The organism is Janibacter zhaoxuefangae (assembly GCF_050271985.1).
In the GTDB taxonomy this organism is placed as follows: Bacteria; Actinomycetota; Actinomycetes; order Actinomycetales; family Dermatophilaceae.
In genome coordinates this window covers 2,038,722-2,064,851 of sequence record NZ_CP189849.1, presented here as the reverse complement: position 1 = coordinate 2,064,851, position 26,130 = coordinate 2,038,722, and the positions used below count along the sequence as shown (strand labels likewise).

Below are 26,130 nucleotides of genomic sequence, written 5' to 3'. Positions count from 1 at the left end.
CGCCCTAACTTCTGAGCGTCCTTACTTCTGAGCGTCCGTCGAGACGGTCAGTTCCTCGTCGTTGATGAGCTGCTGGAAGAGCGCCTTCGACTCCTCGGGGTCCCACTCGACGGCGGAACCCGAGGGGGTGGCGAGGTTGTTGTTCGAGATCGGGACCGTGACGGAGTTGCCCTCGTCCTTGGCCACGGCGCGCAGCGCCCACATGCCGCGAGCGGTGCCGATCATCGAGTCGTCCTCGCCGACGGTGAGGGCCTTGCCCGCGGCCTTGCCGAGCGAGCGCGCGCGCCAGGGGAGCAGGACGTTGGCCGGCGTGGCCGCCTTCCCCATGAGGGCGCCGAGGAACTGGCGCTGACGCTTGACGCGTCCGAGGTCACCCTCGGGGTCGGAGTAGCGGGCTCGCACGTAGCCGAGGGCGGTCTTGCCGTCCATCGTCTGGCAGCCCTTCTTGAGGTCGATGTGCGCCTTGTCGTCCTGCATGTCGTTCTTGACGCAGATCCGCACGCCGTCGAGGGCGTCGACCACGTTGGCGAACCCGCCGAAGCCGATCTCCATGAAGCCGTCGACGTGCAGCCCGGTCGCGTGCTCGATGGTGCTGGCCATGAGCTTGGGGCCACCGAGGGAGTAGGCGGCGTTGATCTTGTTCATGCCCTGACCCGGGATCTCGACGTACGAGTCGCGCGGGATCGACAGGAGCGTCGGGTCGCCGGAACCGGTGTGCAGCACCATGATCGAGTCGGTGCGGGCGCCGCCGGTGTCGCTGCCGGTGCCGAGCTCGTTGCGCTCCTTCGCCGTCAGGCCGGCGCGCGAGTCACTGCCGACGAGGAGGATGTTGCGGCCCTTGCCCTCTGCGGCGCGCTGCCCGTCCGGCGTGGCCGGGACCTTGTTGACCGAGTCCCACGCGGCGTTGATGGCCCATGCGGTGAGGCCGCCCCAGAGGACGACGAGCACGAGCGCGATCGACAGTGCCTTGCGCAGACCGCCGCCGCGTCGCGGCGGGGGAGCGACCGGGCGGGGGGCGACGGGGCGGCGCGGGGGCTGGCCGCGGCCGTCCCGGATCGGCGGCTGGGGCTGGCGGGGGCGGTATCCCGTGTTCGTGGGGGCCGGGCGGCGCGTCGAGCGGGCCTGGTCCGGACCGGGTGTCCCCGCAGCCGAGGCGCGCTGCCCCGCGGCCGGCATCCGGCGGGTCGACCCGGCACCGGACTGCGGGATGCGCTGCGTGCGGTCGACGTCGGGACGGGCGGCGGATCGGGGTGCGGGGGCATTGCGGGGAGTGGCCGGGCGCCGCGTGCCCTGGGGGATGGGGCGGGCGTCGGAAGAGGTGTCCCGGCCGCGGGGCGCCGCAGGTCGGCGGGCGCTGCTGCGGGTGTCGAAGGTCATCGCGTCGTCGGAGCGCGGGCGCCGTGGGGCGGGCCGCCCCGATCGTCCTCGGGGGTTTGCGTCCTCGGGCTGTTCGGGATCGACGGGGCGTGCAGGCATGGGGGACAGCGTAGGGACTTCGCCTGAGAGTTGCTCCCACCGACTCGCGCCGGGTCACCTTCGCCCAGTTTGGGATCGCTGATGTCCCAAACTCGGGGGAAGGGGGCTGTCGGTGCCCAGTTTGGGATCGCTGATGTCCCAAACTCGGGCGAAGGGGGCCGTCGGTGCCCAGTTTTGGATCGCTGATGTCCCAAACTCGGGGGAAGGGGGCTGTCGGTGCCGGGTTTGGGATCGCTGATGTCCCAAACTCGGGCGAAGGGGGCTGTCGGCGCCGGGTTTGGGATCGCTGATGTCCCAAACTCGGGGGAAGGGGGCTGTCGGCGCCGGGTTTGGGATCGCTGATGTCCCAAACTCGGGGGAAGGGGGCTGTCGGTGCCGGGTTTGGGATCGCTGATGTCCAAAACTCGGGGGATTGGTGGGGGTTGGGGATACTGGGGCCCGTGACCAGCCCGACGACGCCCGCCCCAGCCGCTCACCCGCCCGTCAGCGTCGTGATGCCCGTCCTCAACGAGGAGCGCCACCTGGCCGCCGCCGTTCGCGGTGTCCTCGAGCAGGACTACCCCGGCACGCTCGAAGTCGTCCTCGCTCTCGGCCCGTCCCGCGATCGGACCGATGAGGTCGCGGCCGAGCTCGCGGCCGCCGACCCCCGCGTCGTCACGGTGCCCAACCCCACGGGCCGCACCCCCAACGGACTCAACGCCGCCATCGGCCGGGCCAGCGGCGACGTCATCGTCCGCGTCGACGCCCACGCCGAGATCCCGACCGACTACGTCCGGGTCGCCGAGACCACGCTCGCCGAGCAGAGCGCCGACAACGTCGGCGGCATCATGCAGGCCGAGGGGCAGGCCCCCTTCGAACGGGCCGTTGCCTGCGCCATGCGCAGCCCACTCGGCGTCGGCAACGCGCGGTTCCATGTCGGCGGCGGCGCGGGGGAGTCCGACACCGTCTATCTCGGGGTCTTCCGCCGGTCGGCGCTCGCCCGCGTCGGCGGGTACGACGAGCATTTCGCCCGTGCCCAGGACTGGGAGATGAACCACCGCATCCGCGAGACCGGCGGGCGGGTGTGGTTCACCCCCGACCTCGTCGTCACCTACCGCCCGCGAAACTCGCCGCGGGCGCTCGCCAAGCAGTACTTCAACTACGGGCGGTGGCGCCGCGTCGTCGCCCGTCGTCACCCGGGCACGGTCAACGTGCGCTACCTCGCGCCGCCGGCCATGGTCGTCGGGACGACCGCGGCCACGGCCGTCGGGCTCGCCTGGGCGCCGGCGCTCATCGTCCCCGCTGGGTACCTCACGGGGGTGACCGTCGGCGGCCTCGCCATCAGTCGCGCCGAGGACTGGGCCACGCGCGTGCGCACCCCCGTCGCGCTCGCCGTCATGCACTGGTCGTGGGGGATCGGATTCCTCACCAGCCCGAAGCGGATCGCGCACCCCGGCACCGACTGATCGGAACTTCGCCACCCCCTTCGGCCGCTCCGGCGTACGCTGAAGGTGTCGCGTTCGCGGCCCTCATCGAAGGTCGTCAGTCATGTCTCAGCACTCTGTCGCCGCCCATCGCCGCCGCCGAGCCGCCGCGCTCGCCGCCTTCGTCGGCGCACTCCTCGTCGCCGTCCCCGCCGGGTCGGCTGCTGCCGCCGACGAGCCCGGGGACTTCTCCTCGTGGGGAGTCGGGCAGGAGCGGCAGGGGCCCGTCGACACCTCTGAGCCGGCCGAACCGACGCCGTCGGTCACCACGGCCGGCCCCGACCGCATCCTGCGCGGGTCCGGGTGGGGCCACGGGGTCGGCATGAGCCAGTACGGCGCGAAGGCGATGGCCGCAGCCGGGTACACGGCGCGCGAGATCCTCGCGTTCTACTACCAGGGCACGACCTACGACGCCGTCACGGACACCTCGAGCGTGCGCGTCAACGTCGGCCACAACGTCACCAGCACGAAGCTCGGCTCCGTCGCCACGGCGACCGGCGGCGGGACCGTGAAGGTCGCCCTCGGCGGCACGACGATCACCGTGCACCCCGGGCAGGTGGCCACCCTGACCCGCTCCGGCTCGAACGTCGTCGCGTCGTGCCCGGCGTGCGCCGCACCCACCAGCGCGACCGGGACGCAGGCCGTGGTCACCTTCGACGACAACCGCACCCTGCTGACGATCGACGGTGTGCGCTACGGCGCCGGCTCGGCGCGTGTCCTGGCGTCGACGGGCTCCGGCCTCGAGGTGCTCATGGTCGCCCGACTGCACGACGAATACCTCGACCAGCTCCGCGAGGTGCCGTGGTCGTGGCCCGCAGCCGCCCTCCAGACCCAGGCGGCCGCAGCCCGCTCCTACGCCCTGCGCGCGATGTCGGCCGGCATCCGGTCGGACTGCGCCTGCCACCTCTACAACTCGACGCGCGACCAGGTCTACGGTCCGTGGCCGAGCGACGCCGAGGCCCCGGCCTGGCCGCAGTGGAAGGCGGCCGTGCGCGCCACCGGGTCGACCACCACGGGCTACGTGCCCCGGTCGAACGGAACGATCATCCAGGCGTTCTACTCGTCCTCGAGCGGCGGCTGGACCCAGCGCAGCGAGGACGTCTTCATGACCGCGCTGCCCTACCTGCGTGACCGCTACGACCCGTGGTCCCTCACCGCGGACAACCCGAACCGGTCCTGGAGCGCGACCGTCACGGGCGCCACGCTCGCGACCGCCTTCGGGCTCCCCGACGTCGCGCGCCTCGACCTCTCCGACCGCACCGTCTCGCACGCGGTGGACACCGCGGTGGCCACGTCGGCCGGGGGAGCCACGAGCAGCCTGTCCGGCGCCCTGATGCGTTCGCGGCTGGGCATCAAGTCCACGACGGTGCGGCACACGACGATTCGCACGTCCGGGGACGGGCGGTACGCGCTGGCGGGCGCCGTGGCCCGGCGAGTGTCCTCGAGTGCCACGAGTGTCGTCATCGCCGGTGGGTACGACTCGGCGCTGACCGACGTCGTCATGGCCCGCCCACTGGCCTCCACCCTCGACGCACCCCTCCTGCTGTCGGGCCGCTCGACGCTGTCGTCGGCCACGGACACGGAGCTCTCGCGCCGGCCGGCGCTCCAGACGGCCTACGTCGTGGGCAGCACGACGGAGGTGCCGGAGGCGATCGTCCGGAAGCTGCAGGATCGCGGACTCACCGTCAAGCGGATCTGGTCGGGCAGCAGGACGTCCACCGCCGGGACGATCGCCCGGATGATCGACGCGCGCGTGCCGGTCAGCCGCGTCGCCATCGTGCCCTCCGCCGGGATGCTCGACTCCGCGGCAGTGACCGCGCCCGCGTCGGCCCTCACGATGCCGGTGCTGATCTCGTCGACGAACACGCTCCCGTCGGCCACGGCGTCCGCGATCGCGGCGATCGATCCGTCCCGCGCCTACGTCGTCGGCAACCCGGACAAAGTCTCGGACGCGGTCCTCGACACGGTGCGGGGCCTCGGTGCGACGACGTCGCGGATCTGGGGGAGTGGCGACACGGCCCTGGCCGGGGCGTTGGCGCGGACCTTCCGCGGGGTGACGACCCAGACGGAGATCAGCCTCGCGTCGGGGTCCGCGACGCGCCGGCACGAGGTCGCCGTGGCCGGGGGCATCGGCTCGCCGGTCGTCCTCGTCGACGACTCGGTCGTCCCGGAGGACACCCTGCGCACACTGCAGACCGGTGCGCGGCTCGAGCGGGTTCGCGCGGCCGGTGGCACGGACGCCGTGCCGTCACTGGCGCTGCGCCGCGCCCAGGAGTCCTGAGCGTTCAGGGGCCCCGGAGACGGCGCAGCCCCAGCGGGTCAGAGCAGGTCAAAGCAGGTCGACGGTGAACGGCGGCTCGGTCCGCTCCCGGACCTCCTCCTCGGTGACCCCCGGCGCCAGCTCGCGCAGCACGAGCCCGGCGGGGGTGACGTCGAGGACGGCGAGGTCGGTGATGATCCGCTCGACGACGCCCTTGCCGGTCAGCGGCAGCGAGCACTCGTTGACGATCTTGTAGGACCCGTCCTTGGCGTTGTGCTCCATGAGGACGATGACCTTCTTCGCGCCGTGCACGAGGTCCATGGCGCCGCCCATGCCCTTGACCATCTTCCCGGGGATCATCCAGTTCGCGATGTCACCGTTGGCGGCGACCTGCATGGCGCCGAGGATGGCGGCGTCGACCTTGCCGCCGCGGATCATGCCGAAGGAGGTCGCCGAGTCGAAGGTCGAGGCCCCCTTCCGCAGGGTGACCGTCTCCTTGCCGGCGTTGATGAGGTCCGGGTCGACGTCCTCGTCGAGGGGGTAAGCCCCGACCCCGAGGAGGCCGTTCTCCGACTGGAGGACGATCTCGGTGGCCTCGTCGACGTAGTTGGGGACGAGCGTCGGCAGGCCGATGCCCAGGTTGACGTAGTCGCCGTCACGCAGCTCCGCCGCAGCGCGGGCCGCCATCTGCTCTCGGGTCAGCGCCATGTCAGGCCTCCGTCGTGGTGGTCGGAACGTTCGTGTCGGCAGGAGTGGTCACCGTTCGCCGCTCGATCCGCTTGTCCGCGGCCTGCTCCGGCGTCAGCGCCAGCACGCGGTGCACGTAGATGCCGGGCAGGTGGATCGTGTCGGGGTCGAGTGCGCCGGGTTCGACGAGCTCCTCGACCTCGGCGACGGTGATGCGTCCGGCCATGGCAGCGAGCGGGTTGAAGTTGCGCGAGCTCGTGCGGAAGACGAGGTTGCCGTGCCGGTCGCCCCGCCACGCGCGGACGAGGCCGAAGTCGGTGACGATCGCGTTCTCGAGGACGTACTCCTTCTCCTCGCCGGCGAACTCGATCGCGCGCGTCTCCTTGACGGGAGAGGCGACGGTCACGCGACCTTCCGCGTCGTAGCGCCAGGGCAGGCCCCCTTCGGCCACCTGCGTGCCGACCCCGGTGGCCGTGAAGAAGGCGGGGATGCCCGCCCCGCCGGCCCGCAGCTTCTCGGCCAGCGTCCCCTGCGGCGTCAGCTCGACCTCGAGCTCGCCCTGGAGGAACTGCCGGGCGAACTCCTTGTTCTCACCGACGTAGGAGGCGATGATCCGGCGGATCCGCTTGTCCCGCAGGAGGATCCCCAGCCCCCAGTCGTCGACGCCGCAGTTGTTGGAGACGACTTCGAGGTCGGTCACCCCCTGCGTGTGGAGCTCCTGGATGAGGACGGAGGGGATCCCGCAGAGGCCGAAGCCCCCGACGGAGAGGGAGTGTCCGTCGGCGATACCGGCGACGGCTTCGGAGGCTGAGGAGACGACTTTGTCCATGCTCGTGAGCATACGACCGGCCGATTCCGCGGGTCTGAGCCGAGCCCGCCTGTGGCGCCTCGTGCACAAAGAGGCTCGGGAACCCCTTTGTGCTTCGTGTGCCTGTTCAAACAGGCACGCGAGCACCAAACCGGCTCGGGAGCCTGTTTGGGCAGAGAGGGGAGAGGGCGAAGGGGGGAAGGGGGCGCAGGAGGGGAAAGGGGAAGGGGGCGAAGGAGAGCGGGCTGCGTGGGGCAGATGTGACTGAAGGTGGGAAAGAGGCCAGTGAGGCGGGTGGGATGACACCGCTGTGTTTCCGCAGGTCAGAGAAACCACAAGTCTGTAATTAGCCTCCCGGGCTTGTCACCCCGATGGGGGCGGTGGGAGAACTGTCATCGGCTGAGGCTCCAGTGACGGTTGTGACCGCTGGGGTCGCTCCCTGCTCCGTTGCTCCGCCGCATCACCGCCCTTCCCCCTGAGGAGAGACCCGTGTCTCGCACCGCCCGCATCCTCGGCTCCGCCTTGGTTCCCCTGGTCACACTCCCGACCTTCGGTGCCCACGCGACCGCCGCCCAGGCCGCCCCCACCCTCGATGAGGTGCCGGCGCCGCCCACCAAGTGGCTGCCCAGCGCCCTCGACTCGGCCGCCGTCTACGTCGGGCAGACGACCTGCTCGCCCGACCCCAAGCCGGGCACCGCGCAGTTCGCCAAGCTGATGGCCGAGCACTACGACGAGTGGAACTACGGGATCGCGCGGGCCTGCGGATCGGGTCAGACCGAGCACTCCGAGGGCCGTGCCCTCGACTGGATGCTCAACGTCAACGACGCCCGCGAGAAGGCGATTGCCGACTCCGTCGTCGCGTGGCTCGTCGCCCCCGACAGTGAGGGGCGCAAGGGGGCGATGGCCCGCCGCTTCGGGATCATGTACATCATCTGGAACCGCAAGATGTGGCGCGCCTACGACCCCGACCGCGGGTGGGCCGACTACTCGGGCGTCAGCCCGCACACCGACCACATCCACTTCAGCTTCAGCTGGGACGGCGCCTACGCCAAGACCTCGTGGTGGACCGGCAAGGCCCTCATCACCGACGGGACGACCGAGGCCCCGGCCCCCACGAGCTACCCGACCCTGAAGTACGGCGCCACCGGCGCCGACGTGAAGCTCGCGCAGGAGGTGCTCGGGGTCACCGCGGACGGCGCGTTCGGTCCGGCCACCCTGTCCGCGCTCAAGGCGTGGCAGACCAAGCAGGGCATCCCCGTCACCGGCGTGCTCGACTCCGCCACCTGGACCCGCATGGTCAAGCTCGGCCTCATCGAGCCGCGCGGCACGATGGACGCCGGCCTCGCGAAGTACCTCGACGTCAAGCTGCGGCTCGGCTCCACCGGCGAAGCGGTCGTGGCCCTCCAGCGCGCGCTGGGCATCACCGCCGACGGCAAGTTCGGGCCCGCCACGGAGACCGCCGTCAAGAAGCTCCAGACGGCCAACGGCAACTGGGCCAGCGGCATCGTCACGCGCAACGTCTGGCTGCTGCTCATCGCGAAGGAGATCGGCACGGGCTCGACGGAGACGCCGACGACACCGACGCCGGTCGAGACGGTCGTGACGACCACCGAGTTCACGCCCTACAAGGACGTGACGCTGCGCAAGGGCAGCCGCGGCACCGCGGTCAAGGTCCTGCAGAAGGCGCTCGGCGGCATCACGGTCGACGGCGCCTTCGGGGCCAAGACCGAATCGACGCTCATCGCCTTCCAGAAGGCGCAGGGCCTCTGGGCCAACGGGATCGCGAACAAGAACGACTGGAACGCGCTCGAGGACAAGTGGCACCCCTACCTCGACTACCGCTCCGTCGTCCTCAAGGAGGGCTCGACGGGCGCGGCCGTCACGGCGCTGCAGCGCGGCCTACGGATCCCGGCCGACGGCAAGTTCGGCCCGATGACCAAGCAGGCCGTCATGTCCCTCCAGGGCCGCCACAGCCTGACCCGCACCGGCGTCGTCGGCTCGCGGACCTGGATCGCCCTCGAGGCGGAGGTCGCTGCGCGCAGCTGATCGAGCTGGTCGAGCAGGCCCAGCGGGCCGCGAGACCGACGGGGTCGACCACCGGGGAAGGTGGTCGACCCCGTTCGCGTGTGCGAGGCCGCGAGTGGTCGGGCCGGCCGGGCAGGATCAGTCGGCCAGGAGCACGGCGCCCTCGGTCGCGGCACGCGCCGCGACGGCCTCGGGCGCGAGCGGGCCGGCCCCGAGCACGATCGAGCCGTCGACGCCCCAGGCCGCCAGGGCCGCGCGCAGGAGCGTCTCCAGATCGGGGTCGTCGAGGAGGATGCGCGCTCCGGGGGCCACCGCCGGACCCGCGGGCGACCCACCCCACGTCTGCGTCCCGTCGTCCGTGCGGAAGGCGGGGTCGTCGTCCTCCGGCTCGGCCCACGCGGCGAACTGGTCCGGGTGCGTCGAGAGCTCCTTCGCCTCGTCCATGGCGCCCTCGGGCACGGGGACGGTCGCGGCGCGCGCGAGCGAGGCGCGGGTCAGCAGGATGCCCCCGCCGGGCCGACCGTCGAGCAGCGCCGGATCGTCGGTGACGAGCACGTCGCACGGGCCGTCATCGAGCGCCACGCACGCGCCGACCGACCACGCGGCCAGCGCCCAGTAGAGCGGCCGCCAGTGCGGTGCCGCGGCGATCCGCACGACCGTGCCGGGCTCGGCGTCCCAGTCGTCCTGCAGGGCGTTGGCGGCCTTGCTGACCCAGTTGCCCAGCACCCGGGCGGAGAGTTCGATGCGTTCACCGCGCGTGGGTCCCTCCACGTCGTCGTAGCAGGTCACCCGCGGGCGGGCGGCGTCGGAGCGGAGCAGGGTGGCCAGGGGGAGGTAGGCGGACATGCTCGAAGGGTAGGCGGCTAGCGTTGCGTCCGTGGATGACCCCGTCGCACTGCGCATCGCCGTCGTCGGCCCGACGCACCCCTACAAGGGGGGCGTCGCCGCGCACACGACCACGCTCGCCCACCAACTCGCCGAGGCCGGCCACGACGTCACCCTCGTCTCCTGGCTCCACCTCTATCCGAGCCTGCTCTACCCGGGCGAGGAGCCGGTGCTCGGCGGCGAACCGGAGGTCACCCCCTTCCCGCGCACGACCCGGCCGCTGAGCTGGGCCCGGCCCGACACCTGGATCCGCACCGGTCGCGCGCTGCGCGGCGCGGACGTCGTCATCGTCGTGCACGTCATCCCGGCCGTCGTGCCGTGTCACCTCGCGCTGCTGCGGGCGCTCGGCGCGTCCCGGACGAGCTCGGACCGCCACGGCTCGCGGACCATCGTCATCGCCCACAACGTGCTGCCGCACGAGTCCCACCCCGGCGACTCCCAGCTCATGCGCGTCTTCTTCCGGCGGATCGACACGGTGCTCGTCCACACCGCCGAGGAGGCCGCCAAGGCCCGCGAGCTCGAGGCGGATCACGTCGTCGTCGCCGACCTGCCGCCGCACCTGCCGGGCGGCGCCCCGGTCGAGCGCGTGCCGCCCACGGGCCAGACCCGGTTGCTGTGCCTCGGTCTCGTCCGCGGCTACAAGGGGATCGACGTCCTGCTCCGCGCGATGATGACCGTCCCCGGCGTCAGCCTCACCGTCGCCGGTGAGATGTGGGGCGAAGCGGGCGACACGGTGCGCCGGCTCGCGGCCGACCCGCGGTTGCGGGGTCGCGTCGAGGTGCACGGCGGCTACGTGCCGGCCGAGCGTCTGGCCGAGCTGATGGCCCGTCACGACGTCCTCGCCCTGCCGTATCGCAGCGCCACGGCCTCGCAGAACGCGCTCCTCGGGCAGCAGCACGGGATGGTCGTGCTCGCCTCGGACGTGGGCACCTTCGGGCAGGACGTGCGCGACGACGTCGACGGGTTGCTCGTCCCGCCCGCCGACGAGGAGGCGCTCGCGGCCGCCCTTCGCCGCCTCGCCGATCCGGCCGAGCTGGCTCGCCTGCGGGCCGGCGTGCGCCCCCCCGACCTCTCCGGCCCGTGGGCCCGCTATGTGGGCACGATCGAGGCCCTCAGCAGCGTCGACGCCCTGGCCGCGCCCGAGTGGGAGGACGACTCCACCCCGGCGGCCCCGACCGGCCCGCGGGCCGCGCTGACCCGCGGACTCACCGACGTCCGACGGTCCGTCGCCGCGCGCCGCCGACGGATCGTGGAGCTGAGCCGGACCGACCTGCCGACCTGGGTGCGTCCGACGGACGTGCTCGGCACGGAGGAGGAGGCGAAGGAGGCGCGAGACCTCGCGCGTCGCCTCCACCTGCCGCGGTCGAGCGACCCGGTCGCGGCGTGGGCGGCCCTCGGGGCGCTCGCGGCGATCCTGCGGGTGCGGGACGACGGGCACCGTTCGGCGCTCATCGTCGATGCCTCGGGCACGGCGTCGCCCTTCGTCCGCTGGGCCCGCGCCATCGGGTTCGCCCCGATCGAGATCGAACTCGTCGGGACGCGGCCGCACGTCTCGTCGATGGACATCGACACCGCCAGCCTTGACGTCGTCACGCGACTGCACCCGAGTGACTGCGAGCCCGACGACATCGACGAGGTCCTCTACGACGCGTCGTGGTCGCTGCGCACGGGCGGGTTGCTCATCCTCACGCTCGCGGTCGGGGGACAGCACGAGGCCGGGGCGATCACTCCGGCGGATCTGCGGGCCGTGCTCGCGCGGGCCGACGACATCGGGTTCGTGCTCGTGGGCGACCTCGACGGCGACGTCACCCAGCGGTTGGCCCGTGCGGCGAAGGCGGCCACGGACGAGGACGCCGCGTACGCCGTCGTGCGGCTGACGTTCCGCCGGCGCTGAGTCCGTGCACCGATGGCTGCTGGACCTATGACTGCTGGACCGATGACTGCTCGACCGCGGAAGCATGGATCGCTGACGTGACGGAACGCGTCGTCACCGCACGGTCGGCCGTGGACCTCGACGCGGTCCTCGGCCCCTTCCTCCGTGGCGCCGGGGACCCGTCGACCCGCCGCGATGCCAGCGCCCGCTGGTGGCTCGCCCGTCGCACCCCCGACGGGCCGGGCACCCTTGCGCTGCAGGCCCGCCCGGCCGAGGGCGCGGTGCTCGCGCAGGCCTGGGGGCCGGGAGCCGGCTGGCTCCTCGACAGCGTGCCGGACCTGCTTGGCGAAGGGGATGACGACGCGACCTTCGTCGCTCACCACGACCTCGTCGCCCGCGGACGGGCGAGCCACCCCGGGTGGCGGGTGCCGCGCTCGCGGCTCGTCCTCGAGGCCCTCGTGCCGGCGATCATCGAGCAGCGGGTGACGGGCCGGGAGGCCTTCGCGTCGTTCCGGATGCTCGTGCGCCAGTTCGGGGAACCGGCGCCCGGACCGGCCGGTGAGGACCACCTGATGGTCGGACCCGACCCGCGCGGCTGGGCGCACATCCCGTCGTGGGCGTGGCTCAAGGCGGGCGTCGAGCGGCAGCGATCCGCGACCGTCGTCGCCGCAGCCGGCCGCGCGGGACGGATCGAGGAGTGCGTCGACCTCTCGCTCGAGGCGGCCACCGCGCGGCTGATGGCCCTGCCCGGGGTCGGGGTCTGGACCGCTGCGGAGGTCGCCCACCGCGCCCTCGGGGACGCGGACGCCGTGAGCTTTGGGGACTACCACGTGGCGCGCAACACGACCTATGCGCTGACGGGGGAGGTCGGCGACGACGCCGCGCTGGCTGCGTTGCTCGAGCCCTATGCCGGTCACCGCTATCGCGCGCAGCGGTACATCGCTTTCAGCGGAATCACCGTGCCGCGGCGCGGCCCTCGCCGGTCGCTGCCGACGCACCTGCCCACGCGCTGGTAGATCAGCGACGCAGGTGACTCGGGGAGGCGATGACGATGCGGATGACTCAGGGACGCAGGTCGGTCAGCGTCAGCGCGATGGTCGCCCCGACGGTCTGACTCTCCGCCGCCAGCCCCTCGGCCCACAGGGCCACCTCGAGCCGCGCGACGAGCCGCCCCAGGACGAAGGGGTCCGGCCCGCTGATCTCGATCGTGCCGTCCCCGAGGTCGAGACCCACGCCGTCGGCGGCGTCCTCCTCGAGGCCGTGCATCGCGGCCCGGACGGCCCGAATCGTCCGGGGGAGAAGGGGGTCGGGGCCCAGCGGGACCAGCCCCACCTCGGTGGCGGCGGCCGATCCGGGAGGCAGACCAAGCGCCGCCCACACGGCCTCGTGCGTCCCGTGGCTGAACCAGTCGTGCCCCCGGCCGCGCACGAGCGAGCGGGCGCCCGCCCCGTCGTCATGGCACCCGGCTTCCTGCCCGGCCGGCACGACCCAGCGGTCGGCGCCGCGCACGAGCGCCGCGGGGATCCGGTCGACCTTGCCCTTGACGAGGTCGGCGGCGGCGGCGAGTTCGTCGGCGATGGCGCGCGCGGTCACGGCGAGCCCGCGCCCGTCGGCGTCCTGGCCGCCACGGTGGTCCTCGAGCACCCGCAGCCCGCTCGCGCCCAGAGCGAAGTCGGTCTGCCCCACGCGCCAGGGCCGGCCGGCGGTGTCCGTGACGACGACGGCCAGATCCCCGTCGCTCAGACCAGCGCGGGCGGTCAGCTCCTCCCGGAGCGCCGCGGCGTCGGCGTCGGCATCCAGTGGCAGGGCCAGCACGTCGTCGGCCGGTCCCACGTTCGATGCGTCGACCCCGGCGGCGGCCATGACCGGCCCCGCCGCGGACTCGACGATGCGGGTCACGTGACCCGACCCGGTCACCCGCTCCGCGACCACCCGCACGGTGGCGGCGGCGACCACGGACTCGCGGGAGGCCGCCGGTGCCCGCAGCCCGGCGACCTTCGACAGGGCCTTGCTGGACACGACGAGCACGTCACCGGCCCGGATCCCACCGGCGGTCTCGGCCGCGGCGAGCAGGATGCCCACGAGGTCGTCGCCCTGCGCGAGCTCGGGGATGCCCGTCAGGGGCAGGACGGTGAGCACCTGTGGGGCTACTTCGTGAGTTCGGAGGCGAGGTCGAGGGCCGCGCTCGCCAGTTCGGCCGCGCCGGCGACGTCCGGCATGAGGAGCGGCCCGGTGTGGACGCGCACCTGGGCACCGCGCACCGTCGCGTCCGCGTCGGCGGGGTCGACGAGCCACCCGTTGAGGAAGTCCTGGTAGAGCCCGCCGACGGCGGCGGCCGTGGAGTCGACGCCGATCGCGGCGAGGCAGGCATCGGCGTGGCCGCGCACGGGGCGGCCGCCGATGAGGGGGGAGACGCCGACGACGGGGGCTGCGGTGCCGCGCAGCGCGTCCCGCACCCCGGGGACGCCGAGGATGATTCCGATCGACACGACCGGGTTGCTCGGGGGCCGGCGACGACGAATCGCTGGGCCGGGACGGCGGCCCGCAGCCGCACCCACCACTCCTGGAAGTGGATGGCGCGCTGCTCGCCGTCCTCCTCGATGACGACGTGCGTCTCGACCGGGACGTCGGTCATCGGCAGGAGGCGGACACCCTGATCGGGCAGACCCCAGCGGGCGGCGAGGTGGGCGGTGACCTCGCTCAGCGTCGCCCCCTGCGCGAGCATCCGGGTGCGCACGATGTGCGTGGCGAAGTCCTTGTCGCCGAGGGTGAACCAGTCGGGTGCGGAGCCGAGCGCCGCGAGTTCCGTTGCGACGGAGTGGGTCTCGTCGGCCACACCCCACCCCTGGGCCTCGTCCACGGCGCCACCGAGGGTGTAGAGGACGGTGTCGAGGTCGGGACAGACCCGCAGCCCGTGCAGGGTGATGTCGTCGCCGGTGTTGCCGATGACCGTGACCTCGTGCGGGCCGGGGACGGTGTCGAGGTGGGCGAGGAGGCCCCGCAGGAAGCGGGCGCCACCGACGCCACCGGAGAGTGCCGTGATGCGCATGGGGACAGTCTCCCGCATGCGCCGGCTGGCCCCGGACCCCGTCGGCACCACCTCGATCAATCTTTTCCGACACGCGCGAGCGCGTTGTTGACTTCTTGACTTCCGCTTGACTTGGAGTGGACTACACGCGTGTAATTTCAGTCATGTTGCCGCGAGAGCGGCCACAGCGAGCAGGTTCAGGGTCGAGTGTCATGAGGTCGAGGAGGGACCATGCACGAACTGCAGTTGTTGACATTGGTGAGTGACACCGAGGACGAGATGTCCTGGCAGGAGCGGGGTCTGTGTGCACAGACGGACCCCGAGGCGTTCTTCCCCGAGAAGGGCGGCTCCACGCGCGAGGCCAAGAAGGTCTGCGTCGGGTGCGAGGTCCGACAGGAGTGCCTCGAGTACGCACTGTCCAACGACGAGCGCTTCGGTATCTGGGGCGGGCTGTCCGAGCGCGAGCGTCGCAAGCTCAAGAAGCGCGCGGTCTGAGCCCTGAGCTCCGCCGCAGCCGCACCCCTTCCCACAGCCATGAGCCCGGGCACGCCCGAGCCAGTGAGTGCCGCCCCCTCCCGGCGCTCACCCGCTCGACCCGTCCGGGTGACCACTCTCCTGACCGTCCTCGGTGACGACGACCCCTTCCTCGAGGTCCTCGACGCCCTCGTGGGCCAATCCCTCCATCCGGCCCACCTCGTCGTCATCGACCGAACGTCCTCCGGCGCCGCCGAGACGATCGTCCGCCGGCACACCGACCTGGCGGCCGCGATCGGGCGGGTCGATGTCGTGCGCGGCGATCGCACGCGAGGCTTCCGGGACGACCTCCTGACCCAGCTCGACGCCGCGACCGGCGCCACCACCCCGCCCGAAGGGGGCTCGCCCACCGCGCCCGACGCTGCGGACGAGCTGGTCTGGATCCTCACCTCGCGCAGCGCCCCCGGGCCGCAGGCCCTGAGCCGGCTCGTCGCGGTCCTGTCCGGATCGCCCACGGTCGGCATCGTCGGTCCGAAGACGGTCCACTGGCAGGCGCGCGGGCGACTCGTCTCGCTCGGCCTCGCCTCGACCGAGTCCGGTCGCCTCGTGCCGCTCATCCGGCCGGGGGAGTACGACCAGGGCCAGCACGACGACCGGATCGACGTCCTCGCCGTCCCCGTCGAGGGGATGCTCACGCGGCGGTCCGTGCTCACCGCACTGCGCGGACACGACCGAGCCGCCGTCGGCGCCGCGGCGGACCTCGACCTCGGCTGGCGGGCGCAGGAGGCGGGTCACCGCGTCGTCGTCGTCCCCGGCGCACGCCTGGCCCTCCTGCCCGAGAGCCATCACCGTGAGCCGACGCCGGCGATGCAGCGCAGCGCCCGACGCGTCGCGCTGGCGCGCGGCCCGTGGTGGTCGCTGCCGTGGCGCGCGCTCAGCATGCTCGTCGGCAGCCTCGTCGGTGCCCTCGTCCTGCTCCTCCTGAAGTACCCCGGCGCCGCCCGCGCCGAACTCGCCGGCGTCGGTGCCGCCCTGACCCCGTGGAAGGTCGCCCGCGCGCGCTGGCGCTCGCGCGGCCAGCGTTCCGTCTCGCGGCGTCACCTCGAGTCCCTCTTCGTCCCGTCGGGTGTCGCGCTCCGGGCGATCGTCGACGGCCTGCGCGCCGACTCCCTGCCCGAGCACGAGGTCGAGCGGAGCGACCAGCTCACGCCCCGCGGTCTCCTGGGCCAGCCCGCCCTGTGGCTCGTGCTCGCCGCGACCGCGATGTCCGCCTGGGCGGGTCGAGGCACGGGCGGCGGGATCTTCCGCCAGATCGGCTCCGGCTTCGTCGGCGGCGAGCTGCTCGGCGGTCGGGCCCACGCCCGCGACCTCGTCTCGGCGTGGTGGGACGGCTGGTCCGGCGCCGGCTTCGGCGGCGCGGCGGAGCAGTCGCCCGCCCTGCTCGTCGTCGCCCTCGGGGCCTGGATCGCCGACCACCTCCCCGGGGTGACCTCGGGCTCCCCGGCGGGCGCCGCGCTGGCCGCCTTCGTCGTCGCGGCTCTGCCGCTCGCGGCCCTCAGCGCCCACCTCAGCGCCCGCGTCATCACCCGCCGCGCCTGGCCCCGGGCCCTGACGGCCCTCGCGTGGGTGACCACCGGCGTCGCCGGCGCCGCCGTGGGCGAAGGTCGCGTGGGCGCCCTCGTCGCGCTCGTGCTCCTGCCGCCGGTCGCCGCCGGACTCGTGCGCCTGAGCCGTCCGCAGGGCAGCGCCGCCGGCGCCGCGGTGACGGCCATCCTCGGCGCCGTGCTGGCCGCCTTCGTCCCGGCAGGCGGGGTCGTCGTCCTCCTCGGGGCGCTCATCGTGCTCGTGCGCGGACCGGGCGCGGCCCGCGGCCGCGCGCTCGCGGTCCTCGTCCTCCTTCCGCTGCTCCTCGGCCCGTGGCTGGCCGATCTCGTGGCGGAGCCGCGTCGCCTGCTCGGCGGGTGGGGCGTCACGGCGACCGACGCCGCCTCGGTCCCGGCCTGGCAGTTGCTCCTGGGTCAGCCAGGGGGAGCGGTCTCCTTCGCCGGCTGGTGGCTCGTGCCCCTGCTCGTGCTCGGCGGCCTCGCCGTGGTCGGCCGGACCCGGCGGGCCCTGTCGTGGGGCGCCGTCGCGCTTGCGCTGGTCGGCCTCGCACTCGCCGTCCTCGCGCCGCACGTCGTCGTCGACCACGCTCCCGAGCACGGCGCGGACGCCGGTGCCCCCGTGACGGTGTGGACGGGTCTACCGCTCCTGCTCCTCGTCCTCGGCGCCTGCGCCGGGGCGCTGCTCACCCTCGACCGGATCGCCCCGGCGCTCTCGCGTCACCCCGACCCGCGCACCGTCGCCGGCCACGTCGAGGGCGTCCCGACCGGTCGGGCGCCGCGCACCCGCCGCGCCCTTCACGCCGGCGGCGCCTGGCTGCTCGTCGGGGCACTGGCCATCGGCGCGCTCGGCTCCGGCGTCGTGCTCGCGCTCACGACCTTCGGTGATGAGCTGCAGGCGTGGCACGACCCACGTCCCGCCGTCGCGATCGACCAGGCCGAGGGGCCGCGTCAGAACCGTTTCCTGCTCATCGACCTCGCGCCGGACGGCGTGACCTACCGCCTGCTCGGCAGTGAGCCGGGACCGCTCGTGCGTGACCTCCCGCGCTCCGACGCCGCAGCTCTGGATGCGGCCCTCGCCGATGCCGTCGCCGAACTCGTCGGCAGCGCCGAAGCCGCCGGGACGACCACCTCGACCGAGCTGACCCGCCTGGGCATCGGCTTCGTCGCCGCCCGCGGAGATGTGACCACCGGGCAGGAGCACCGGCTCGGGGCCACCCCCGGGCTCGGGCGCATCGGTGGGACGGACGGTATGGCGGTCTGGACCGTGCGCTCGTCCGAGGGGACCGCCGATCCGTCGCGACTGCGCCTCGTGCGCGCCGGGACGAGCGTGGTCGTCCCCGCGGCGGGGGCGCACGGCGCGACCAGCACCGACGGCACCAGCCGTGGCGGCACCCTCGTCGTCGCGGAGGACGCGGCCTGGGCCGAGCACGCCCGCGTCACCGCCGGTGCCCGCGTCCTCGAGGCGGACACCGAATGGGGGACGCCGAGTTACGTCGTGCCTCGCGGCGCGAAGGACCTCACCATCGACCTCGACACGACCCACCCGTTCTGGCGCGCCGGGTCCGGCGCCGCCCTCGTCATCGCGGCCTTCCTTGCCATCCCGACGGGCCGACGGGGGAGGAACCCATGAGCGACGACGTCACGCCTCGACCCGCCCTCGGTGGCCCGGAACCGCGCCGGGGCGCCGGCACGGCCGCTCGCCTCGTGGCAGGGGCCGCGAAGGTCGCCCTCGTCGGCGCCGTGGGCGCCGGTGTCGTCCTCGCCGCGGAGCGTCTGCCGGAGGTCTCGCTCGCCTCGCCCCCGTCGTCCACCGCCTCGGGGCAGGGCGCCGAGCCGCCCGCCGCCGCGACCTCCTATTGCCCGGGCGCCCCGCTCTCCGGGACCGAGGGGGTCGAAGACGTGACCGTGCGGTCCGCCTTCACCGCGGTGCAGCCGGACGGCGACACCCTCGAGGCCCTCGTGCCCGGCATCGCGGCGGACGGCTCGCTGCGGATCGAGGAGCTCGGGGAGCCGGAGCCGTTGGCAAGCAAGGCCGGCCCCATGGTCGAGGTCGACGGTCAGACCGGTGACAAGGCCATCCGCGTGGGTGGCACCGACCGCGGCGCAGTGGCGCTGACCGGGGCCCAGGAGTGGTTCACCTCGAGCGACACCGTCCGGGGGATCGGTTCGCTGTCGTGCGCGGCCCCGACCACCGACGCGTGGCTCATCGCGGGCGGCAACGCCCCCGGTCGTCAGGAGCGACTCCTGCTGACCAACCCCGGCGCCAACCCGGTCGAGGTCGACATCACCGTCCTCGGCCAGAAAGGCCCGGTGACCTCGGGCAACGCGCAACCGACGACCGTGCCCTCCGGCGGGCGCACGTCGGTGCTCATCGACGCCGTCGGCGGCGTCGACACGACGCCGGTCGTGCGGGTCGAGTCACGCGGGGGACTCGTGGCGAGCGCGCTCACCGACGTGTGGACCGACGGACTGGTCCCGGCGGGTGTCGACTCCGTCGGTGCCAGCGCCGATCCGGCGGAGTCCCTCATGCTGCCGACCGGTTCGTCCCTGGCGGGATCGACCGTGCGAGTGGCCGTTCCCGGTGAGCGCGACGGCGTCGTCCGCCTCCGCGCCGTGACCTCGAGCGGCACGACGACGCTCACCTCGACCGTCACCACCGTCCCGGCCGGCTCGGTCCGCGACATCCGGCTGCCGTCCTCGCTCACCGATGCGCGCGCCATCGAGGTCGTCGCCGACGTGCCCGTCGTGGCCGCGGCCGAGGTGACCCGGCGGACGACCCCGGGTGCGCCGCGCGACTTCGCGTGGGCGAGCGCCGCCCCGGGAATCGGCCGACTCGCCGGCGCCGCCTTCACCAACGGCCTGCCGAAGGGGGACCTCACGACGCAGCGCACGCTGACGCTGACCGCGCAGGCAGAGGACGCCCGCGTCGAGGTGATCACCCGCACGCCGAGCGGGGTCGACACGGTGACGCGCGAGCTCACCGCCGGGACCGCCGGATCCTGGGCGCTCCCGGAGGGCGTGCAGGGCGTGTGGGTGCGACCGGTCTCCGGGGAGGGTGTCGTGCGCGGCGCCGTGCTGACGACCGTCGGCACGCAGGACAGCGCCTCGCTCGTCACGTCGCGCGTGCTGCGGCCGCTGCGGTTGACCGACCGCGACGTGCCGGTCCACCGCGCTCCCTGATTCCGTCCGGAGCGAGAGCTCCTGACCCGTCGGGACCATGACGGGCTGACCCGTCGGAACGACGAGTCGGCCCCGCATCGACGCCGGGGACGGCGAGGGTTTACCCGCTTACCGCACCGCGCGCGACCCCGCAGCCTTGGAGGACAGGGGCATCCTCCAACGCTGTCGAAAGGTCTTGTCATGCGCACGTTCACCAAGGGCTCCGGCCTCCTTCTCGGGGGGATCGCCGCCCTCACCCTCGCGGCGGGGCCGGCCTTCGCCGCGGTCACGGTCAAGTCGGCCCCGTCAACATCCTTCAGCGGCGCCTCGGCGACCGTCTCCGGCGGCAACTTCAGTGGGCTGGGCAACATCCCGCTCTACGGTGAGCTGACCGTCTCGGGCGTCGCCAACTACGACTGCCTCAACCCGCAGGGGCACCGCGCCCCGGGTCAGAACCCGGTGCAGGCCCAGGGCGGATCGTCCGGTCCCGTCCAGCTCCCGACGAGCAAGAACGGACGCGCGACGGTGCCCAACATCACTGCCACGGTGACGGCCCCGCCGACGCCCAGCGCGCAGCAGGTCGGCTGCGGCGGCTCCGGCAGCACCCAGTGGACCGTCGAGTTGACGTCGCTCGAGGCGACGTCGGCGACCTTCACGGTCACCCAGTCCGGCGCGACCCTCTTCGTCTGGGACTACCTGAAGGGTGGTTCGCCGACGGGCACCCTGCGCTGACACCAGCGCTCACGCGGACTCCTCAGCCGGGGTCCTCGACGTCCTCGGGGGAGACGCCGAGGAGCGCCGCGACCTGCTGGACCACGACCTCATGGACGAGGACCGGCAGGTCCGCGGCGTCGGCTGCGCGGGCCTCGACGGGCCGGCGATAGACGACGACGCGGGCGGGGATGCCCGGCTCGGCGGGGAAGACACGGCCGAGCACGACGGCCTCGTCCTCCCAGGCGGCAGGGTCGCTCGGGGGCACGTCCTCGACGGCGAACTCGGTGTCCGAGTGGCGGCGTCCGAGGACGCGCTCGAGCCGGTGCGCGCTGTCCAGGACGAGCTCGTCGAAGGCCTGCGAGCGCGTGGTCATCGCCGGGACGGGCGGCCAGGCGAGCGGACCGCGGCGCCCTCGGCCGCGCCGATCACGGCGCACGCGCGCCGGGGCACCGGCCGAGCGCGCGGGGTGACGAGTGGGTTCCTGGGTCACCCGAGGCATCGTACGGCGCGGCGCTTGACCCCGCTCCGACCCCGTCCCGTACTGTGCAGCACGTGAGTCTGTCCCGGAAGTGCTCCCGTACCGCGTGCCCGAACCCAGCGGTGTCGACGCTCACCTACGTGTACTCGGATTCGACCGTGGTGCTGGGCCCGCTCGCGACCTACGCCGAGCCTCACAGCTATGACCTCTGCGCCGACCACTCGTCCCGGATGACGGCGCCCCGCGGGTGGGAGGTCGTCCGGCTCTCCGGGGACCAGACCCCGCCCGACAGCCACGACGACCTCGTCGCGCTCGCCAACGTCGTGCGTGCGGCGAAGGCGGCCGAGGGCACCCCGAGCGCGGCCGCCGCACCCGCCGCACCGGTGCCGCTGGCGGCCCTCCCGCGCCGCGCCGGCACCGAGCCGGGCTCCGTGCACGAGACCGGACGCCGCGGTCACCTGCGGATGCTCCAGGACGAGTCGGAGTAGTCCCGCTGGCGTGGTCGGCGTGCGCCGATCGACCACTAGGCTGCCCGGGTGAGTGACTCCCGACTGGCCGGCCTCGTCAAGGCCTACGACGTCCGTGGCATCGTCCCCGACCAGCTCGACGCCGAGGTGGCGCGGGCGCTGGGCGCCGCCTTCGCCGAGGTCATCGCGCAGCGCGAGGACGCGCGCGCGGTCGTCATCGGCCACGACATGCGGCCCTCGTCGCCGGAGCTGTCGCGCGCCTTCGCCGAGGGCGTCACGGCGCGTGGCGTGGACGCGATCCTCATCGGGCTGTGCAGCACCGACGGGCTCTACTACGCCAGCGGGCACCTCGACGTCCCGGGCGCGATGTTCACGGCGAGCCACAACCCGGCGCAGTACAACGGGATCAAGCTCTGCCGCTCGGGCGCGCGGCCCGTCTCCAGCGAGAGTGGACTGGTCGAGATCCGCGAGATCGCCGAGCGCCTGCTCGAAGGGGGCCCCGACGGCCCCGTCGAGGTGGCTTCCGGCGCCGACGGCGCCGACGGCGCCGGCACGATCACCGAGCAGGACCTGCTGACCGGCTACGCGACCTTCCTGCGAGGTCTCGTCGACCTGCGCGGCATCCGGCCGCTGCGCGTCGTCGTCGACGCGGGCAACGGGATGGGTGGTTTCACCGTCCCGGCGGTGCTCGGCACCGGCGCCGGCCTCGAGGCTCTGCCGCTGACCATCGAGCCGCTGTACTTCGAACTCGACGGCACCTTCCCCAATCACGAGGCCAACCCTCTCGACCCGAAGAACATCGTCGACCTCCAGGCCGCCGTCCGGGAGCACGGCGCCGACCTCGGGTTGGCGTTCGACGGTGACGCCGACCGCTGCTTCGTCGTCGACGAGCGGGGGGCGGCGGTCAGCGCGAGCGCCATCACGGCCCTCATCGCCGAGCGCGAAGTGGCCCGCGAGGTGGCCAGGGGCGTGCCGGTCGGCGACGTCAGCATCGTGCACAACGTCATCACGTCGGCGACGGTCCCGGAGCTGCTCGCGGCACTCGGCGCCCGCTCCGTGCGCACCCGCGTCGGTCACTCCTACGTCAAGGCCGACATGGCGGCGGCCGACGCCGTCTTCGGCGGGGAGCACAGCGCGCACTACTACTTCCGCGACTTCTGGTTCGCCGACACCGGGATGCTCGCGGCGATGCACGTCCTCGCCGCGCTCGGGGAGCAGGACGCGCCCCTCAGCACGCTCATGGCGCCCTACGACAAGTACCCGGCGTCGGGGGAGATCAACTCCGTCGTCGAGGACGTCGCCGCGGCGACCGATCGGGTGCGCGACTGGGCGCGCGAGCAGGGTGCTCGGACGGAGGACTTCGACGGCCTGGGGGTCGAGCGCGAAGGGGGCCCGGCCGGCCCGCGCTGGTGGTTCAGCCTGCGTCCGTCCAACACCGAGCCGCTGCTGCGACTCAACGTCGAGGCCGACGACGAGCCGACGATGACGAGCGTGCGCGACGAGGTCCTCTCGCTGGTGAGAGGATCGGGGGCATGAGCACCGACGCGACCCCCACCCCGACCTCGGGCACGCCGACCATGGAGCCGTGGCTGCGCGAGATCCTCCGCTGCCCGAAGTGCCGCGCCGAGCTGCGCGACGCCACGGGCGACGCCGGTCCCGAGCTGGTCTGCACGGGCCAGGACTGCGGCCTCGCCTACCGCGTGGACGACGGCATCCCGGTCCTGCTCATCGACGAAGCCCGCCACCCGGCCTGACCAACCATGGTCGCGCAGATCGACGACGAGTTCCTCGAGGATCCCGAGGCGATTGGGGCGCGCGACACCCAGGGCACCTTGCGTGCCCTGGCCACGGCCGGGGCTCAGGTCCGCTCGAGTGGTGAGCGCGCCGGCGAGGCGGGCATCGAGCGGGTCAACCGCGGCGATCGCCCCCGCGCCGTCCTCGTCGCCGCTCTGGGCGGGGCGTCCGCCGTCGCCGACGTGCTGCAGTTCCTCGCCGAGCCGGGGTCACCGATCGCCGTCACGAGCCGCGGCAACCTGCCCCTGCCGGGGTGGGTCGGCCCGCTCGATCTCGTCATCGCCGTGTCCCAGTCGGGCAAGGCACACGGCCCCGTCGGTCTCGCCCGGGAGGCCGCGCGTCGCGGCGCCGGACTGCTGACGATCGGGGCCGCCGACTCACCGCTCGCGGAGGCCTGCGCCGATGCGCGCGGCGTGCACGTCCCCTTCGACGGGATGCGGATCTCCTCCCGCACCGCGCTGTGGTCGATGCTGACGCCGGCACTGCTGGCCGGCTCGCACCTGGGCCTCTTCACCCTGCCGCCGGGCACCTTCGCCGCGGTGGCCGACCTCCTCGACGATCGGGCGGGGGAGTACCGGCCCTCCTCGGAGTCCTTCGTCAATCCCGCGAAGTCGCTCGCGCACGACCTCGCCGGGACCGTGCCGGTCGTGCTCGGCGACGGGCCGCTCACCGGCGTGGCCGCCCGCCGCGCCGCCGCGATGCTGACGCGTACCGCGCGGGTCCCGGCCGTGGCCGGCGAACTGCCCGACGCCGCCTCACCCGTCGTGGCCTGCTTCGACGGTCCCCTCGTGCGGGGCGGGGGCACGGCGCCCGGCGGCGGTCATGACCTCTTCGCGGACCCCTTCATCGACGGGCCGACGGGGCCGCGGCTGGGGCTGCTCGCCCTGCGCGACGTCCTGCCCGATCCGATCACGCGGGAGGCCGCCGCGGCGCATGATCTCGCGCAGGCCGTGGTCGACTCCGCGCACGATGCGGGGGCGAAGGTGGCCGAGGTCAGCGCGGAGACCGGTCACCCGCTGGAACGGTTGGCCGGGCTGATGGCGCTGACGGACTTCGCCGCGACCTATCTGGCGCTGGGGACCGGGCTGGACCCGGGCCGCTCGGCGCACGTCGCCGATCTGCGCGACCGCACCTCCTGACCCAGGCCCGCCGCGCTTCCACCCGAGTTTGGGACATCAGCGGTCCCAAACTGGGCGCTCTGGTCCGCTTCCACCCGAGTTTGGGACATCAGCGGTCCCAAACTGGGCGCTCTGGTCCCGTTCCACCCGAGTTTTGGACATCAGCGGTCCCAAACTGGGCGGTCTGGTCCCGTTCCACCCGAGTTTGGGACATCAGCGGTCCCAAACTGGGCGGTCTGGTCCCCTTGCACCCGAGTTTGGGACATCAGCGGTCCCAAACTGGGCGGTCTGGTCCCCTTGCACCCGAGTTTGGGACATCAGCGGTCCCTTCCTCGGGTGCCGGGGTGGGCCGAAGGCGGCCGCGAGGCCGACCTAGGCTGACCGCGTGACCCATTACGACCTGGCCATCATCGGCAGCGGCAGCGGCAACTCCCTCGTGACCGAGGACTTCGCGGACAAGCGTGTCGCGGTCATCGAGAAGGGCACCTTCGGCGGCACCTGCCTCAACGTCGGCTGCATCCCGACGAAGATGTACGTCCACCCCGCCGACCTCGCGGCCTCGGTGGCGCACGCGGAGCGGCTCGGCGTCGACCTGCGGCTCGACGGGGTGCGTTGGCGCGAGATCCGCGACCGGATCTTCGGCCGGATCGACCCGATCTCCGCGGGCGGTCGCGACTACCGGCGCGACGCCGACGGCACCGACCTCCACGAGGGCACCGCGCGGTTCACCGGGGACCGCGAGCTCGAGGTGACGGCGGCGGACGGCAGCACGGCCACGGTCACCGCCGACCAGATCGTCATCGCGACGGGCTCGCACACGGTCGTCCCCGACGTCTTCGACGGCATCGTCGTGCACACCTCGGACACGATCATGCGACTCGAGGACCTGCCCGAGCGGATCGTCATCGTCGGCGGCGGGTTCGTCGCCTGCGAGTTCGCGCACGTCTTCTCCGCCTTCGGCAGTCGCGTGACCCAGGTCCAGCGCGGCCCGCATCTCCTGCGCCACCTCGACGACGACCTCTCGGCCGCCTTCACCGACCGGGCGCTCGCGCAGTGGGATGTGCGACTCAACGCTACCGTCACGGCGGTCGAACCCGCAGTGCCGGGCGACACCACACACGGCGCGACCTTGACCCTGTCCGACGGATCCCGGCTGGAGGCGGATGTCGTCCTCGTCGCGACGGGGCGGTTGGCGACGACGGCCGAGCTCGATGCGAAGGCCGGCGGTGTGGAGCTGCGCGAGGACGGCCGCGTCGTCGTCGACGCCCACGGCCGCACGACCGCCGAAGGTGTGTGGGCGCTCGGTGACGCCTCGTCCCCCTTCCAGCTCAAGCACGTCGCCAACCACGAGGCGCGGGTCGTCGCGCACAACCTCGTCCACCCTGAGGATCTGCGGTCGTTCGCGCACGACGTCGTCCCGGCCGCGGTCTTCACTCGGCCGCAGCTGGCGAGCGTCGGTCTGACCGAGGCGGAGGCGCGGGCTGCCGGGCACGACGTGACGACGAAGGTGCAGCGCTACGGCGACACCGCCTTCGGGTGGGCGATGGAGGACACGACGAGCATCTGCAAGCTCGTCGCGGACCGCCGCACCGGCCTCCTGCTCGGGGCGCATCTCATGGGGCCGCAGGCGTCCACCCTGATCCAGCCGATCGTCCAGGCCATGGTCACCGGCCTGCGCGCCGACGACATGGCGCGCGACCAGTACTGGATCCACCCCGCGCTGACCGAGGTCGTCGAGAACGCGCTCCTCGGCCTCGATCTGGCGCCCCGATCAGCCGGATAGGCTGACGCGCATGTCGACAGCGATCGCCGCCGGA

Annotated in this window: 20 protein-coding genes and 1 pseudogene; 14 read left to right on the top strand and 7 right to left on the bottom strand. The window is 73.3% G+C overall.

Features of this window, described 5'->3' with window-relative positions; all coding sequences use genetic code 11:
• Positions 1–21: 21 nt before the first annotated feature.
• Positions 22–1,476 carry an LCP family protein gene (locus tag ACQBAS_RS09685; RefSeq protein WP_427383587.1) on the bottom strand — a complete coding sequence of 485 codons (1,455 nt, stop codon included), beginning with the start codon at positions 1,474–1,476 and terminating at the stop codon, positions 22–24.
• Positions 1,477–1,970: 494 nt separating this feature from the next.
• On the opposite strand from ACQBAS_RS09685, the gene ACQBAS_RS09680 reads away from it, so the two are divergent.
• Both ACQBAS_RS09680 and ACQBAS_RS09675 read left to right on the top strand, forming a co-directional pair.
• Positions 1,971–2,921 (top strand): glycosyltransferase family 2 protein, encoded by a 951-nt coding sequence (locus ACQBAS_RS09680; protein WP_427385619.1) that lies wholly within the window; start codon positions 1,971–1,973, stop codon positions 2,919–2,921.
• Positions 2,922–3,003: 82 nt separating this feature from the next.
• Positions 3,004–5,220 (top strand): SpoIID/LytB domain-containing protein, encoded by a 2,217-nt coding sequence (locus tag ACQBAS_RS09675; RefSeq protein ID WP_427383586.1) that lies wholly within the window; start codon positions 3,004–3,006, stop codon positions 5,218–5,220.
• A 48-nt stretch (positions 5,221–5,268) separates the two neighbouring features.
• Here ACQBAS_RS09675 and ACQBAS_RS09670 read toward each other — a convergent pair whose 3' ends face one another.
• Together ACQBAS_RS09670 and ACQBAS_RS09665 are read right to left on the bottom strand one after the other, a co-directional pair.
• Complete coding sequence (locus ACQBAS_RS09670) at positions 5,269–5,907, bottom strand: 3-oxoacid CoA-transferase subunit B (RefSeq protein ID WP_427383585.1); 639 nt, start codon at positions 5,905–5,907, stop codon at positions 5,269–5,271.
• A gap of 1 nt (position 5,908) precedes the next feature.
• The gene (locus tag ACQBAS_RS09665) at positions 5,909–6,715 is read right to left on the bottom strand and encodes a CoA transferase subunit A (RefSeq protein ID WP_427383584.1); all 807 of its coding nucleotides are present in this window, start codon (positions 6,713–6,715) and stop codon (positions 5,909–5,911) included.
• Between the two features lie 468 nt (positions 6,716–7,183).
• On the opposite strand from ACQBAS_RS09665, the gene ACQBAS_RS09660 reads away from it, so the two are divergent.
• Positions 7,184–8,740 carry a peptidoglycan-binding domain-containing protein gene (locus tag ACQBAS_RS09660; protein WP_427383583.1) on the top strand — a complete coding sequence of 519 codons (1,557 nt, stop codon included), beginning with the start codon at positions 7,184–7,186 and terminating at the stop codon, positions 8,738–8,740.
• Between the two features lie 117 nt (positions 8,741–8,857).
• On the opposite strand, the gene ACQBAS_RS09655 is transcribed toward ACQBAS_RS09660, so the two are convergent.
• Positions 8,858–9,565: a TIGR03089 family protein gene (locus ACQBAS_RS09655; RefSeq protein ID WP_427383582.1), complete on the bottom strand. Its 708-nt coding sequence runs from the start codon at positions 9,563–9,565 to the stop codon at positions 8,858–8,860.
• A gap of 31 nt (positions 9,566–9,596) precedes the next feature.
• Between ACQBAS_RS09655 and ACQBAS_RS09650 the strand changes: the two genes are divergently transcribed.
• Both ACQBAS_RS09650 and ACQBAS_RS09645 read left to right on the top strand, forming a co-directional pair.
• A complete protein-coding gene (locus ACQBAS_RS09650) occupies positions 9,597–11,498 on the top strand; it encodes a glycosyltransferase (RefSeq protein ID WP_427383581.1) in 1,902 nt (633 codons plus the stop codon).
• Positions 11,499–11,575: 77 nt separating this feature from the next.
• Positions 11,576–12,493 (top strand): DNA-3-methyladenine glycosylase family protein, encoded by a 918-nt coding sequence (locus tag ACQBAS_RS09645; protein WP_427383580.1) that lies wholly within the window; start codon positions 11,576–11,578, stop codon positions 12,491–12,493.
• A 46-nt stretch (positions 12,494–12,539) separates the two neighbouring features.
• On the opposite strand, the gene ACQBAS_RS09640 is transcribed toward ACQBAS_RS09645, so the two are convergent.
• Positions 12,540–13,616, bottom strand: a complete 1,077-nt coding sequence (locus ACQBAS_RS09640; protein ID WP_427383579.1) for a coenzyme F420-0:L-glutamate ligase — start codon at positions 13,614–13,616, stop codon at positions 12,540–12,542.
• Positions 13,617–13,624: 8 nt separating this feature from the next.
• A pseudogene (locus ACQBAS_RS09635) lies at positions 13,625–14,526 on the bottom strand (2-phospho-L-lactate transferase CofD family protein).
• 210 nt (positions 14,527–14,736) lie between these two features.
• On the opposite strand from ACQBAS_RS09635, the gene ACQBAS_RS09630 reads away from it, so the two are divergent.
• The 4 genes from ACQBAS_RS09630 (at position 14,737) to ACQBAS_RS09615 (ending at position 20,474) form a co-directional block, all read left to right on the top strand.
• Positions 14,737–15,000: a WhiB family transcriptional regulator gene (locus ACQBAS_RS09630; protein WP_427383578.1), complete on the top strand. Its 264-nt coding sequence runs from the start codon at positions 14,737–14,739 to the stop codon at positions 14,998–15,000.
• A gap of 108 nt (positions 15,001–15,108) precedes the next feature.
• Positions 15,109–18,213 (top strand): glycosyltransferase, encoded by a 3,105-nt coding sequence (locus tag ACQBAS_RS09625; RefSeq protein WP_427383577.1) that lies wholly within the window; start codon positions 15,109–15,111, stop codon positions 18,211–18,213.
• Positions 18,210–19,763, top strand: coding sequence for a DUF5719 family protein (locus tag ACQBAS_RS09620; RefSeq protein ID WP_427383576.1), 1,554 nt, complete (start codon positions 18,210–18,212; stop codon positions 19,761–19,763). The genes ACQBAS_RS09625 and ACQBAS_RS09620 overlap by 4 nt, the downstream gene beginning before the upstream one ends.
• Before the next feature lie 180 nt (positions 19,764–19,943).
• A complete protein-coding gene (locus ACQBAS_RS09615) occupies positions 19,944–20,474 on the top strand; it encodes a hypothetical protein (RefSeq protein ID WP_427383575.1) in 531 nt (176 codons plus the stop codon).
• Between the two features lie 22 nt (positions 20,475–20,496).
• Here ACQBAS_RS09615 and ACQBAS_RS09610 read toward each other — a convergent pair whose 3' ends face one another.
• On the bottom strand, positions 20,497–20,955 hold the full coding sequence (locus ACQBAS_RS09610; RefSeq protein ID WP_427383574.1) for a metallopeptidase family protein: 459 nt from the start codon (positions 20,953–20,955) through the stop codon (positions 20,497–20,499).
• Positions 20,956–21,074: 119 nt separating this feature from the next.
• Between ACQBAS_RS09610 and ACQBAS_RS09605 the strand changes: the two genes are divergently transcribed.
• The 5 genes from ACQBAS_RS09605 to ACQBAS_RS09585 all read left to right on the top strand — a co-directional run bounded on the left by ACQBAS_RS09605 (position 21,075) and on the right by ACQBAS_RS09585 (position 26,096).
• On the top strand, positions 21,075–21,422 hold the full coding sequence (locus tag ACQBAS_RS09605) for a DUF3499 domain-containing protein (RefSeq protein WP_427383573.1): 348 nt from the start codon (positions 21,075–21,077) through the stop codon (positions 21,420–21,422).
• Between the two features lie 48 nt (positions 21,423–21,470).
• Positions 21,471–22,937, top strand: a complete 1,467-nt coding sequence (locus ACQBAS_RS09600) for a phosphomannomutase/phosphoglucomutase (protein ID WP_427383572.1) — start codon at positions 21,471–21,473, stop codon at positions 22,935–22,937.
• Positions 22,934–23,155 (top strand): Trm112 family protein, encoded by a 222-nt coding sequence (locus ACQBAS_RS09595; protein ID WP_427383571.1) that lies wholly within the window; start codon positions 22,934–22,936, stop codon positions 23,153–23,155. The genes ACQBAS_RS09600 and ACQBAS_RS09595 overlap by 4 nt, the downstream gene beginning before the upstream one ends.
• 6 nt (positions 23,156–23,161) lie before the next feature.
• The gene (locus ACQBAS_RS09590) at positions 23,162–24,334 is read left to right on the top strand and encodes an SIS domain-containing protein (RefSeq protein WP_427383570.1); all 1,173 of its coding nucleotides are present in this window, start codon (positions 23,162–23,164) and stop codon (positions 24,332–24,334) included.
• Positions 24,335–24,698: 364 nt separating this feature from the next.
• On the top strand, positions 24,699–26,096 hold the full coding sequence (locus tag ACQBAS_RS09585) for a mycothione reductase (RefSeq protein ID WP_427383569.1): 1,398 nt from the start codon (positions 24,699–24,701) through the stop codon (positions 26,094–26,096).
• The last annotated feature ends 34 nt before the right edge of the window (positions 26,097–26,130 follow it).